Source organism: Bacteroides sp. OM05-10AA (genome assembly GCF_003439055.1).
GTDB lineage: Bacteria > Bacteroidota > Bacteroidia > Bacteroidales > Bacteroidaceae > Bacteroides > Bacteroides intestinigallinarum.
The window spans coordinates 79178-93394 of sequence record NZ_QSUR01000016.1 but is presented as its reverse complement, the minus strand read 5'-3'; the positions used below and the strand labels follow the sequence as shown (position 1 = coordinate 93394).

Below are 14217 nucleotides of genomic sequence, written 5' to 3'. Positions count from 1 at the left end.
TATACAAGTGATGAGTGTTATTGCTATCCTTATGTCAATTGAAATTTACCAGATTTCCTAACAAGGATAAAAGCTAAACACTTTCATCTATTAATATGTAATGTTGCACATGCAAACACTATTGCTGCAACGCTACAAAGATAGAAAATATTTCGCATAAACAACACTCTTGGGGTATTGAGACTGCAAATTTGGGATAAAATGAGATGAAAAGCAATATTGAAGATTAATTATCTTCATTGTATCTTGAGGATAATACGCGTTTGAACAATCTACTGCTATAACGCGGCAAAGATTAAAAATATTTTCACAAATAATTTTTCTAGAGGAAGCTAACAGAAGAAAAATCAAGATACTTCTTACTTTTTGATAAAATAGGTGATAAAAAGAGATAGGAAAACAAATTATAAATCCAGTAGAAATCCTACTTTCCGCATACAAATCTTACTAAAATTTTGCACCTAACAGTAAATTCACCGTTGGGCAACGGCAAAAATGTCGTCAGGCAACCACAAATTCACCATTGCCCAACGGCGAATTAGAGCATTTCTACCCGAAATATCAAAAAAATAGGGAAAGCTCCTGAAAGAACCTTCCCTATCTAAAGTTATTTTTTAGTAAGAATTAAGCTGCCGGATCCGGAGCTTCTCCTGAATCTCCTCCAGAAGAGCCACCTCCTTCGCTAGGTTCTCCACCGTTATCCCCGTTAAGATTGGTTACGTTATCTCCAAACAGCTCTATACTAGCTGATCCAAGCATTTCCTTGAATGCACCTCCCGGAGTAAAGACTATCTTCCTCCTAATAATGGTATTAACACTCACGTCTTCAGCTTTATCTTGGCTCTCGGCATTAATAGCTGGACGAAATGAACCGAACTCTCCCAACTTTCCAGAGAATCCTTCTTCTAAAAATGACACCATAGTATCTTGCACTCCTTTCAGTACCACATCCACCATAGCCCGATGAACGCCTGTCCGCTGATTTACTTCATCACATAACTTGTTATAGTTGATGCTCCCAACTAGAACGTTTGCTGCAACATACTTTTCTACCTTATTTTCCTTATCGAAACATAAGGTGATTTTTTTCTTTTTATATCTGATAGCCATATACGCCTAAGATTAAAAAGTTAAACAATATTAGGAAGCCACACTATTGACTTCGCAACAAAGGTATGAACACATTACGAGATTTACAAGCAAGATTAACATGGTAAAAAAGGTCTTGATTCATTGTATTTTACAGATGACTTTTTTATGCAATATTCATCATATCAAATTCGTTTTCCCCTTATAAACCAAGCATTTATAAAACAAAAAAGTAGAACAATAATTCATACAAAAAGAGACAAAATTGGTCATTAAGGATTTGAGCCTTTTCAAACCGTGAAAACGAAGAAAAAGAAGGTTATGGAAATAAAAAATACGAAGAATGCAAATTTGATCTTTAACAATTAATAACTTACCGTCTCTTAATTATCTAACAGTTAAGGGCATTTTGATAGTTGTATACTCTACCAAAATGCCCTCTACTTTTATCAACCTTAGGTTATATCTTACAGAATACCTTTAACGGTCTCAAGCATTCCTTTTTCCTGGATAGAATCCAAATCAGCTTTTACGGCTTCTGTCAATCCCGGAATCTTATTCAAATCTTCTCCCCAGATAAAATCTGCAGCCAGAACACCTTCAGCAACTTTCTTTGTGCAACCTGTTGCCCAAAGTTCTTTCAGCAGGTTCATGATTTCAGGAGCATCATTCGGAACAATTTCAGCACCATCAGCACGTACACCACCTTTATAATAAGTAATGATAGCAGCTAATCCAAGCACCAGTCCTTTAGGAAGTTCACCTTTACGTTCCAGATAAGTCTTCAATCCCGGCAAATCACGAGTTTCGTATTTAGGGAAAGAATTCAGCATGATACTGGTTACTGCATGATCCACGAACGGATTGTTGAAGCGTTCCAATACATCATTTGCAAATTTCTCCAACTCATCCTTCGGCAAGTTCAAAGTTTCCATCAGTTCGTCAAACATTACCTTGTGGATATATTTACCAATCACTTCGTGCTGGCAAGCATCACGCACAATATTCACTCCCGAGAGATAAGCAACCGGAGAAAGAACTGTATGCGGGCCATTCAACAAAGTAACCTTACGTTCGTGATAAGGAGCTTCTGACGGTACAAACAATACATTCAAGCCTGCCTTGTCAGCCGGGAACTCTTTTGCAACTTCCTGCGGAGCTTCAATCACCCACAAATGGAAAATTTCAGCCTGAACAACCAGATTATCATCATATTGCAATTTTTCTTTGATAGCAGCAATATCCTTGCGTGGGAATCCCGGAACAATACGGTCTACCAATGTTGCATATACACCACAAGCTTCTTCAAACCAAGTTTTAAACTCATTACCCAAGTTCCACAATTCAATATATTGATAAATTGTTTCTTTCAACTTATGACCATTCAGGAAAATAAGCTCGCAAGGGAAAATAATCAAACCTTTTGTCTTATCACCATTGAATGTTTTAAAACGATGATAGAGTAATTGAGTCAACTTACCCGGATAAGATGAAGCAGGAGCATCTTCAAGTTTACAAGCCGGATCAAAAGCAATACCAGCCTCCGTAGTGTTTGAAATAACAAAACGCATTTCAGGTTGCTCTGCCAACTTCATAAACTCGTCATTTTGAGTATATGGGTTTAAAGCGCGACTGATTACATCAATCATTGTCAAGCTGTTAACTGCCTCTCCTTTATCCAATCCTTGAAGGTTTACATGATAAAGATCATCTTGTGCATTCAGCATATCGACCATTCCTTTATCAATCGGTTGAACCACTACTACACTGCTGTTGAAATCAGCTTTCTGGTTCATGTTATAAATAATCCAATCTACAAATGCACGCAAAAAGTTACCTTCGCCAAATTGGATAATACGCTCCGGACGTTGTGTTTTAGGAGCAGTTTCTTTGTTTAATGCTTTCATGTTAGTTGTAATTTATAAAGTTGATATTATACAAATTCAAAATAAAAATCAATGTTTTCCTTTATCAGGATATCAATAGGCATGTATTTTACAGGTTCAACAGACTTCTTAAACACGACATGATCGCACAAAGCCTTCACCCCACAATATCCTTGCAAACCCGGACGTTGCCCGATTAAATAATGCACATCACCGGATTTTAATAAATCTACGTTTGCTTTCAGAAGGTCATATCCTATCAGTCCTTTCATGCTACGTCCCGCATGACGAAGATACTCTCCCAACTGATACACTCTGGAATTAAATACAACTCCCAGTAAAGCCTTCGGATGCGCCTGAAAAAACTCATCCAATGTCTGTTGGTTACTTTCCTGATCGGATTTATTAAGTACTACCTCATGGATTACCAAGTTATTATATTCTTCGGCAATGTAACTCATAAAACCATCCAAACGGCGTTGCATCTGTATTTCAGCCGGATTATCTTTATTGTTACTTAAAAACAAAACCAACTCCTGGCCTTCTCCTGCCGAATAATTGCGCATCAATATTTTCGCTGCGATATATCCACTCTTATATGAATCCTGCCCGATATATGTCAACGCTTTCGCTTCTTCCATATTGAAATCGACAAAAGCATAAGCGATCTTATTTTCCTGTAAATAGGCTGTCAGCGCCAGTGTCTCTTCCCGAAAATTCGGAGAAATCAATACCGCATCCACATTCTTTTCTTTTATGGAAAGGCAGGCTTCCTGATAACTCTTCTCATCCCCATGGTGATAGCACAGATAATCTATACTCACATTAAAAGGACGCAACTCTTGCCGGGCACGCTCAATCCCCCCTACTACCGAATGCCAATAATCATGCTCTATATAATAAGGTATCAAACAGAGGAAAGAATATTTCTTTTTAGCAGCCAAACCGATAGCAAACACATTGGGCTGATAATGAATCTCATCCAACACCTTTTGTACTTTGGCTTTGCTTTTGGGAGACACGTCACCGCGATTGTGTAACACCCTGTCAACCGTTCCGGCGGAAACACCGGCCATACGGGCAATGTCTTTAATGGTATAGTTCTGGTCCTCCATAGTGCTAAAACTTAAATATTATAAATAATCGCTGCAAATATACGAATTATTTTGTTACTCCAAGTAAATTTTCTATTTTTGTGTTCGATAACGGTTAATAAAACTAAAACGAGATTTACGCCTATTAGCTTTAAAATCAATACTATATAGGTATAAATACAGAAAGTAATAATTTTATATACTTAAAACACAGTAATAATGAAGAACTTCATGGACGAAAACTTCTTGCTGCAAACAGAAACTGCGCAAAAGTTGTATCACGAGCATGCGGCTAAAATGCCGATCATCGACTATCACTGTCACCTTATCCCTCAAATGGTAGCTGACGACTACAAGTTTAAATCACTAACTGAAATCTGGCTGGGCGGTGACCACTACAAATGGCGTGCAATGCGTACAAACGGAGTAGACGAACGTTTCTGTACGGGAAAAGATACCACAGACTGGGAAAAATTTGAAAAATGGGCGGAAACAGTACCTTACACTTTCCGCAACCCTTTGTACCACTGGACTCACCTTGAACTGAAAACGGCATTTGGTATCAATAAAATATTGAATCCACAAACCGCACGTGAAATTTACGATGAATGTAACGAGAAACTGTCTCAACCCGAATATTCAGCTCGTGGAATGATGCGTCGTTATCATGTAGAAACCGTTTGCACAACGGATGATCCTATCGATTCATTGGAATATCATATCAAAACACGCGAAAGCGGATTTGAAATCAAGATGTTACCAACATGGCGTCCTGATAAGGCTATGGCTGTAGAAGTCCCTGCAGATTTCCGCAGTTATGTAGAAAAACTGGCAGAGGTAAGTGGTGTTACCATCTCCAACTTTGATGATATGATCGCTGCTTTGCGCAAACGTCATGACTTCTTCGCAGAACAAGGCTGCCGTCTGTCTGACCATGGTATTGAAGAATTCTACGCAGAAGATTATACAGATGCTGAAATCAAAGCCATCTTTAATAAGGTATATGGTGGCGCAGAATTGACCAAAGAAGAAATTCTGAAATTCAAATCGGCAATGCTTGTGATCTTCGGTGAAATGGACTGGGAAAAAGGATGGACTCAACAATTCCATTACGGCGCTATTCGTAACAATAACACGAAGATGTTTAAATTACTGGGTGCTGATACAGGTTTCGATTCTATCGGTGAATTTACAACCGCCAAAGCAATGGCTAAATTCCTTGATCGCCTGAACACTAATGGCAAATTAACTAAAACAATCCTTTACAACCTGAACCCATGCGCCAACGAAGTGATTGCCACAATGCTGGGTAACTTCCAGGATGGTTCTATCCCGGGAAAAATCCAATTTGGTTCCGGATGGTGGTTCCTCGACCAAAAGGATGGTATGGAAAAACAAATGAATGCTTTGTCAGTACTCGGTCTTTTGAGCCGCTTCGTAGGTATGCTGACAGACTCTCGTTCCTTCCTATCCTACCCGCGTCATGAATATTTCCGCCGTACATTGTGTAACCTGGTAGGACGTGACGTAGAAAACGGAGAAATTCCGGCATCTGAAATGGATCGTGTAAACCAAATGATTGAAGATATCAGCTACAACAATGCCAAGAACTTCTTCAAGTTCTAATAGATAGTAGTTACACTATAAAAAAATACCGCTACCAAAGTCGAATATAGCTTTGAGTAGCGGTATTTTTTATTCCTACAGCTGAACTGTAACAACAAAAAGGCTCTTAACAAAAAAGGAGAACCTTTTAAGTTCTCCTTTTAATAATCCTTGTACACCCTCAGGGTGTCGAACTATATTTTTAGTTTCTTGAACTTCAAGGTTTTGCGAATCTGTTTTTTCAAGGTCCCACATATAAGGACGTTTTCTATTTCATAGTTTTGCAACTATTTGTTTCGCTTAACGGGCACAAATATAGAAAAAAAAATCAAAAGAACCCAATTGGTGGTTCAAAAATAAAATATCATTTTATATTTTTCTCACAATAACTTTTGTACCTATCATAAACCAGGCAAGATATTCCTTCGATATAACAATGCATTTTTTTCATGACTACTTCAAGGTTACTTAAAGATATATCTTTTGATTCAGAAATAGTTAATTTGATTTTATCATGTATTGTTTTTCCTTTATCACAATGATATCTAAAGGCAAATGAATTTTCATCAATATCATTTAATTCATTAAGTAACTTATCAAATGCTATTGTTTCCTGTTGATTAACATCTTCGATTTTACTTAAATATGTTTTTAAAATGCTCCATAGTTTCTTTAGGCAGTGACCAGATTCATAACCAACTTCGTCATTCGTAATTTCGTTTTCGGCCAATCTAAAATATCTTATAGTTTGTTTAATTATTAGTTCTAAATAATGTCTGTAATTATAGATGATTGGATATATATGAGAATCCTTTTCTCTAACACCTTTATTTTTCAATATTTGCAGAGAATTAATTGCAACATCATAAAAACCACTGATTATCATAAAATCATTTCTATCGACAAACCTGCCTATTATTGACAAATCATTATAATCTAAAGGCTCTTTAAAAAGTGTATCATTTTTTGTTGGACGAGCAAAATCATCTAAATCTACATGACCAAACAATTCTAATGGATCTTTATGTCTTTCTATTATAATATCACTGCTTGTGGAAGACGATTTGACTAAATCTGACTTACTATTAAGTAGAGCAAAGATTCTAGATATTTTCACTCCTTTTTTTCTATTAGTCCTTTTCTTCTTATGCTTTTTATGAGTAGAATGCCATTTCATAATTGATTCAATACTTAAACTTTAATTTAAAATAGATATATTCAGTCAACTAAAGTGAATTACATAAATAACATCTTCACTTTTATTTACTGCTATTTTATAGATACATTATTATGCTTTCATTTTTGATGCATAAACGGATATTACTATACTACTCTTTTGCAATTATAGCCTTTGGGTCAATATCACAATATTTAATTTGCACACCTTGGAGTCCCATCACCAAAGACTCAATAATATTTCTAGAAATTCTCTGTTCCTCATTATTTTGAGGGTGTTCTTCTGTATGTGGTTGTGAAGAACAAAACAAGATTATCTGCTTATCAGTTAATCTCGCACACTCTCTAAAAAGATTCTGAAGGCTTTGCTCTTTCATAGAGTGTTGGCAAGGTTCATCCATAATAAGGAAACCTGGATGATTTGGTCCAATTGCAAGTAATGTTAGGTAATACGCCCATAAGCTTCTGATAAAATCTGATGCAGATGAATCAGATCTGATTTCTTCCTCAATATTTTCACCATGCTGAACTACAGGCAAATATTTATAAGTGGTATCTTCTTCTTTAAAAAACACTTGATTCATTACATTATTGCTAGTATAATTGAATTTATTGAGGTATGTCTTAAATTGACTAAGTTGAATACTGACAGGATTTTCTATTACATTACGGTTTTTCAGTGATACTATTTCACCACATATTGAATCATAGTTAACTTTTATAGTCTTGAGTCGTCCAATCACATTCTCAATGTGAGATTTTACACTATCTAGAACCGCGATCTTTGACCTATCATTTACAAGTTCAAACTGTTCAGTAGCAGAAAGCGGATTTAAGTTCACGTCATTTAATTCTGCCATTATTTTCAACTGATCTAGTTCTATTGACAATTGATTCTCTAAATATAGCTTATTTAGTTCCTTATTTTTAATAGATCTTTCTAATCCATCTATCATTGGAGCAAGAAACTTTTTCTGCATATTCAACACATTTTTACTTTCTTCTATCTGTTCGGGAGAAATTGTAAATTGCTGAGTATTATTTATAGGAAGAAACTGATGACAAGTCGGACATTCCTCCACGTCTAAATTGTTAACAACATTATTTACTTGAGCTAGACTTAAATATCTTTTAATCTCATGTTCAATAGTTTCAACCTGCTTCTTGATATTATCCAATTTCTCAATTTCGGCAACTAAGCTAATACAGAAATTCTCATATTCTACCTTATGCTCCTTATAGTTCTTTAGAGCTAACAAATAACCATTATTTCTTTCAATTATTTGGCTATTATTTTGTTTAGTTTCCAAATAAGAAACACGCTCTTGCAATTGAATAACATAATCATTCAACCCACAATCTGTATCGCGCACTCCATAGCGTAATTCCGCGAGAGCAGTTTTCTGTTTGGCCAATATAGGATTTAAACCTACTACAAAGAGCTTGTTATAAGTTAGATAACTAATAAAATCACTTGTTACAGAACTCCAATTTCCTTCTAACGCTTTTCTTCTCTCTTTAAGTTTATTTGCAGTAACCAATTCGCTATCAAAGTCATACCCCATGGCATACTCTATTATACGCTGCTTTGGGTTTACAATGTTAAAAGAGCGTATATTGGCAAAAAAGTCAGACCATCCACGTGTTTGTTCAATGAAAGTCAGGGCAAATAATGTTTGCATATAAAGTATTGTACCCTTATCTGTATTTCTAGCTGGAACAGTCTTCAATGGCAATCCTGCAAACTCAGAGAGAAGCGCATAAAATCCAACAGTAAATTCTATATTATGATCATCCGTTCTATGCACATAATATTCTCTACTATCACTAAGCTGCATATCATCTACCATCGGAGTTTTCCATACATATAAAACATTATCCCTTAACTCATCACATTTGATATTTCTACGCACTGTAATAACTTCATTAATAGAATTGGACAACTGAAGCATCACATATGATGAAAGCACATTCCATTCTTGGTTGCTATGATTTGAATCATCATATTTGAAGACATCTTTCACTGACTTATCCATTGCTCCTGTCCCTGATTTACCATCAATGAGTTCCTCCATTCCTAGGCAGTAAAAGAGGCACCTTACAATGGTTGTTTTACCAGAAGTGTTATCTCCAACAACAAGATTCAGTCCATTTTGAAAATTCAAAACTCTACCAAATTGTCTAATATTATTCTGATCATCATAGGCGTGAGCAGATATAGAAATATTAATCTTATCAATATGTATCATAATTATTAAAAATCAAATTCGATATTTTCCAACATTTTATCTGTCAATTTTCCAATTTCATTTAAACAATCATTTAGTTCTTGTACCAGTTCCACCTCATTTATTGCTTGTAGGAAATCGTTAGCTGCAGAATCAAGAGCAACAGTTACTTTCTTACTTTTATTTGTTTCTATTTTCAAAAAATGATTAGAGATACACTGAGATATAATGGGAATAATGTCATTTTCAAGTAGCCATGGTGCTTCAGTCACTTTATTTTGTATTTTCCACATTTTAAGTTTCTGCAAATTTTCTCTATACTGCAATCCCCACATATATACTTGGAGTTTAGGTATAGATAGATTTTCAAATCTTTTTGTGATCAACATGATTGCAACAATTTTATATAATGATGTTGATACCGTCCGAATTGGGCTCGGTTTTGGAGTAAAAATCTTGGTAATCATGAATTTTCTTTTATATAGTCAAGCGAACATATCAATAACTTTTCTGCAATGCTATAATTAGCATATCCTTTGGAAAGCGTTTTATCTTTATCATCTGTATAGAGAATATTAGATGCGGCTTCCATTATTTTATCTTTGACTTCTTTCAAGTCTTTTCTTGCATCCATATCAGCTATAAAATATTTACTTCTAAGTTCTTGAATTTCCATAAATGCTTGTTGATCTTTCTCTCTAAGTTTCTCTGCTACATAAGGCATCTTGTTTATCTCATTATTTAATCTAAGACCACGAATATACTGGTCAAGATAAAAAATGGATTTATCAGAAGCTTCTTTAGGATGTGAAAACAGTACATCCATTTTTCTTTCCAAGTTCTTTGTGTATTCCACATTTTCTTGCTGATATATTCGTCTCAGTTCCTCATTTTCCTCCTTATTCTCCATATCTGTCCACGTTTTGACCAATTTGAAAAAATTTTCGTCTTTAGTCACAGGTGAAAGATAATTATCAAATCTTGATGAAGGATATACAATAACATCATTAAGATTTCCATCCTCATCAAGGAGTTGTTTCACATATCCAACGTAATAAAAAATATCCAATTTCCTAAAAAACACACCAGCTCCGGAATTCCCTCCCATAAGCGTTATCGCATCTTTGGGTTGATTAACCATATTATCAGATTTAAGATGCCATTGCGACTTACCTCTACGTTGCAATTCATATATTCGTCCCGTTTTTGATAATTCAGTATAACCATAAAAAAAATATTTTTCTTCATCAATTATATCATCACATCTCTTAACATTATTCATAAAATCAAAGCTGATATCAGGATTGGCAATATGAAGAATGGCAAAATCTTTTTCTTCAGTTAAATTATAGTTATCTATTGCAAGAACGTTTATTTCGTGTGATACATCATTATCATATGATATAACTTTTATATCACTAATATCAAATGCTGCCCCATTACTGTTTTTTTTTATACAATGCCCAGCAGTCATAACATAGTAAGAAACTCCATCTGAAATAATGGTACCCGTTCCTAAAGAGCTATCTGCCTCATCACTACATAGAATTTCGACAGAAATACAACATATTTGATCGATTAATGACATTTTTTTTATTTAAGGAAATAATTGTATACCATCATGTATTGTAAAGAGACATTCATCTTCTTCACCCTCTTTTATAAATTGAAAACCTTTCTTCTCAATCTTCTCTTTTTCATAATTAAAATAAAAGTGAATAGGTTTTGATTTATCTCGTTTTGTATGATATATGATATTGGCAATAGATTCTCGGTCAGGATGACATGAACGTCCAGTACCACCATTTGTAGATATTAAAAACTTGTTACATTCTATCATATCTAGCATTTCATTACTTATATTATTACAACTACCATGGTGTGAGACTTTAACATAATCAACAACTAATTTACGGTCATCACAATTGTAGCCTTTCCGTTTCAAACTATCAATGATTGTACAGGGATAGCTATCACCAAGCATCAAAGCGCTATAATTGTCGCAATTTAGAATAAACGATATGGATGACCAGTTCACTACTTCTTGTTTACTAGTTTCATTAGGAGATTTTTTATTATTTCGAGACAATTCTATTAAGGATATTTCCAAGTCACCCTTTTGACGATTATTATTTCTTGAGATATTAGCAATTTCTTTTTTAAAATTAGCGTCATTCAACTCTTTTATATATTCAAATGGTGACAATATTTGAAAGTCGGCAAATGGTAAATGTTTTTCCTCACCAGCGATAACAGGTTTTCTCCATCTTATAGCAGGATGTCCTGATTGAATTAAGTCGTGATTGATGCATTCCAGTTCATCTGCTAGTTTTTTTGCTTGCATCATTGATATGTTTGGTGAGGTTTTAAAGGGTACTTGATAAGCACAATTCACCCACATTTCCTTAACCGGAAAAGGTTTGTCATCTTTGTGTCTTTTTATATAAGCTAATATACCTCCAATATGGTCATCATCATAATGCGTAAGTACCATAAGATCAATCGTGCCTAGCATATCAAGCCTTTTCACAATTTTGAAAGAATCTTGAGTTGGCCCACCATCTACTACTACGACACCCTCATTTTTTCCTTTTTTACAATGAAGGATGAAGGCATCACCATGGAGTGCTTGTAGCATTTCTATATGCAGCATAATTTTTTATTATTAGAACCAAATGCTTTTCTATTAAGAACAAAGGTAGTACAATCTATTTTAAAATCAAATGGTTATAATAATTGTTTTTTAGAAATTGTGAAAACCAAAGTAAAACAAACCATATTTTATAGTTAACGTCAATATTTCAACTTCTTCCCCGCAAAGATAGCCCCGTGCCTTAAGGATTGAGCAGGGCGGCCCTTCGGGCTGGTTGGATGAAAGAAAATCATCCTCGCTGCGCTCCGGTATTTTCTTTCACCAAGCCTTGCACAATCCCGGCACAAGGCAGTCAGGCAGGTAAGAAATTAAAATACTGGCTCCACAGAGCCGGTCATGTATCATTTAAAAAGTTGAAAGTATGACTGAGCTAAAAGAAGAAGTAATGGTTCACGAAGAAAACGTAGTGAACCAAGTTGGAAACGCAGAAACCCCACCTGCCATTCCATTAACCAAAAAGAATGCCTATCGGGTAACAGCAATCAAACGGATAGGGACAGACGGGGATCCTGTCCCTTTTCATTTCAGAAAATTACATTCGGGAATGAACTGCTATGCCCATTTGTATGGTGATGAAAAGGAGAAGAAAGAATTACATCCTGGTGATTTCAAAGAATGGGAAGCGGTGGCTTTCAGATATCCGGGATATTTGGAAGAGTATCAGGGAAGGGCTTATGATGCCTACCGTTGGAGTTCCTTTAGCCCGGATGTAAGGGGTGAAACGGAGATTATGCAATATGAGAAGCAGTTACTGGAGGACTTACTTCAAATACCGGAAAAGAAGCAGGAGGAATATATAGCGATCTATAAACAGAAATTCTCTTCCCTACTCGGAAGTCTTTCCAATTGTGCCAGTACCATGATAACCGGTTCTGCCAATTTTAATTATAAGCGGAATGAGAAAGCAAACAGAAGCTGCGACAACAAGTACAATGAATTCCACGAATGGCGCAAAAGATTTCTTGAGGCCATGCGGCGGGTGAAGGAAGTGGCACGACCGGAAGAAGAGAAACAGGAAGAGGCATGGAACAGACTGAAACGTGATATTGTCGGTAGTGCAGAAACGATTCACGAGATTGACACAGGTAAGGTCAGAGGATATGACCGGGCATTATTTGTCAGCAGTATTCTGAATAAGGTCGGCACATTTGCCAATCATGGCGAGGTGGAAATCGTTCAAAAAGCGGTGGATTTCATTACTGAGTATAATTCCAGTGTAAAAAAGCCAGTTATTACCGCACGGAACAAGTTCTTCCAACTTCCTGAAATAGCACAACGCATGAAGGAAAAGCTTCAAACGGTAAAGGAGCAAGAAAACAAAGAGTTAAAGTTCGAGGGTGGAACGCTGGTCTGGAATTACGGAGAAGACCGGTTGCAAATCCTGTTTGATGATATCCCGGAAGAGAGCAAGCGCAAGGAACTGAAATCTTCCGGATTCCGATGGTCGCCACGAAACCAGGCATGGCAAAGGCAGCTGACGAGTAATGCCGTCTATGCGGCCAAAAGAGTATTGAACCTTCCAAATAGCTGAACCATGAGAAACGAACAAATTAAATATGTCATTGACTCCCGGTTCTTCCGGGGATATTGCCTTACTTCTCTATCCGATGGCACACATTCCGATTATGGAGGTGAAACGTTAGAAGAACTGAGAATCAGCGAGCGCAACCCTTATCTGATTTCAGTATCGGGGAAGGAATTGGACAAGAGGCTTCGTATCTATGAGAAGTCCCTTTGTGGATCATTCCGTGAAATAACGGAGGAAACTTACTACGATAGTATGAACGTATTGCCACCCATCCGCCTGACCGGACGTTACTTTTTTGTCGGTGAGCCTTACTCCGGTAATCTGTATCCGTTCTGTTTCAACGTAGGAGGACGGTATTTCAAAGGATTGTATTCCGCAAGAGCACCGAAGGAGAAATTGGAGAGGATCATCGACAGTCATTACCTTCAAATTACGTTCAAAAGTAAAGTGATAAAGGGAGCCACTCAGGTAATCACCGACAAGAAAAACGGGGATACGCTGATAACCCCTTATTCTTTTCTCAATGCGGAAGGTAATGAACGCTTCATTTGCAACATGGTAGCTAAACAAAATAATGCCGGAGATCTTCACAGGGCAAGAAAAGAGATGGCTGATATTCTGCTCAGCCTGCGTAAGCATCACTTTCTCTATTTCTCCGACAACCATGGAGAGGATGACATCGAAAAGTTTCTGGATGAAGTAAACTATGAGAAACAGACCTTGTTGGCAAACGGCAGATTCTTTCAATTTCCCATAAACCACGAATCGGTTTCATTCACCGGAAGCATAAAGGAAACAGGAGAAACGTTCTTTTACCGGATTTACGACCGGGAGTTGTTTCAGCACTTGCTCTGCAAGCTAAGGAATGTCAAGCGAGAAAAAACAGAAATAAAAACAGGAAGCAATGAGCATCCATAAATGTCCGACAAGGGAATGGCGGTGGCTGGAAACGGTTGCC

Annotated in this window: 11 protein-coding genes; 3 read left to right on the top strand and 8 right to left on the bottom strand. The window is 36.4% G+C overall.

What is annotated here, in order from left to right; translation table 11 throughout:
• Window positions 1–624: 624 nt before the first annotated feature.
• The 3 genes from DXB58_RS14040 to DXB58_RS14030 all read right to left on the bottom strand — a co-directional run bounded on the left by DXB58_RS14040 (window position 625) and on the right by DXB58_RS14030 (window position 4090).
• Window positions 625–1110 carry a DsbA family protein gene (locus DXB58_RS14040; RefSeq protein ID WP_122137192.1) on the bottom strand — a complete coding sequence of 162 codons (486 nt, stop codon included), beginning with the start codon at window positions 1108–1110 and terminating at the stop codon, window positions 625–627.
• 446 nt (window positions 1111–1556) lie between these two features.
• Window positions 1557–2996 carry a tagaturonate reductase gene (locus DXB58_RS14035; RefSeq protein WP_122137190.1) on the bottom strand — a complete coding sequence of 480 codons (1440 nt, stop codon included), beginning with the start codon at window positions 2994–2996 and terminating at the stop codon, window positions 1557–1559.
• Window positions 2997–3022: 26 nt separating this feature from the next.
• A complete protein-coding gene (locus tag DXB58_RS14030) occupies window positions 3023–4090 on the bottom strand; it encodes a substrate-binding domain-containing protein (protein ID WP_004303151.1) in 1068 nt (355 codons plus the stop codon).
• A 198-nt stretch (window positions 4091–4288) separates the two neighbouring features.
• Here DXB58_RS14030 and uxaC point away from each other — a divergent pair, with 198 nt between their 5' ends.
• The gene (gene uxaC / locus DXB58_RS14025) at window positions 4289–5695 is read left to right on the top strand and encodes a glucuronate isomerase (protein ID WP_122137189.1); all 1407 of its coding nucleotides are present in this window, start codon (window positions 4289–4291) and stop codon (window positions 5693–5695) included.
• 343 nt (window positions 5696–6038) lie between these two features.
• Here uxaC and DXB58_RS14020 read toward each other — a convergent pair whose 3' ends face one another.
• The 5 genes from DXB58_RS14020 to DXB58_RS14000 all read right to left on the bottom strand — a co-directional run bounded on the left by DXB58_RS14020 (window position 6039) and on the right by DXB58_RS14000 (window position 11731).
• On the bottom strand, window positions 6039–6851 hold the full coding sequence (locus tag DXB58_RS14020) for a hypothetical protein (protein WP_122137187.1): 813 nt from the start codon (window positions 6849–6851) through the stop codon (window positions 6039–6041).
• A gap of 151 nt (window positions 6852–7002) precedes the next feature.
• Window positions 7003–9099 (bottom strand): AAA family ATPase, encoded by a 2097-nt coding sequence (locus DXB58_RS14015; RefSeq protein WP_122137185.1) that lies wholly within the window; start codon window positions 9097–9099, stop codon window positions 7003–7005.
• A 5-nt stretch (window positions 9100–9104) separates the two neighbouring features.
• A complete protein-coding gene (locus DXB58_RS14010) occupies window positions 9105–9545 on the bottom strand; it encodes a hypothetical protein (RefSeq protein ID WP_122137183.1) in 441 nt (146 codons plus the stop codon).
• On the bottom strand, window positions 9542–10666 hold the full coding sequence (locus DXB58_RS14005) for a trypsin-like peptidase domain-containing protein (protein ID WP_122137181.1): 1125 nt from the start codon (window positions 10664–10666) through the stop codon (window positions 9542–9544). The genes DXB58_RS14010 and DXB58_RS14005 overlap by 4 nt, the downstream gene beginning before the upstream one ends.
• Window positions 10667–10675: 9 nt before the next feature.
• Window positions 10676–11731 carry a ComEC/Rec2 family competence protein gene (locus DXB58_RS14000; RefSeq protein WP_122137179.1) on the bottom strand — a complete coding sequence of 352 codons (1056 nt, stop codon included), beginning with the start codon at window positions 11729–11731 and terminating at the stop codon, window positions 10676–10678.
• A 385-nt stretch (window positions 11732–12116) separates the two neighbouring features.
• Between DXB58_RS14000 and DXB58_RS13995 the strand changes: the two genes are divergently transcribed.
• Both DXB58_RS13995 and DXB58_RS13990 read left to right on the top strand, forming a co-directional pair.
• Entirely contained in the window at window positions 12117–13262 is a 1146-nt protein-coding gene (locus DXB58_RS13995; protein ID WP_233527305.1) for a hypothetical protein, read from the top strand.
• A gap of 3 nt (window positions 13263–13265) precedes the next feature.
• Window positions 13266–14177: a hypothetical protein gene (locus tag DXB58_RS13990; RefSeq protein WP_122137177.1), complete on the top strand. Its 912-nt coding sequence runs from the start codon at window positions 13266–13268 to the stop codon at window positions 14175–14177.
• Window positions 14178–14217: the final 40 nt, after the last annotated feature.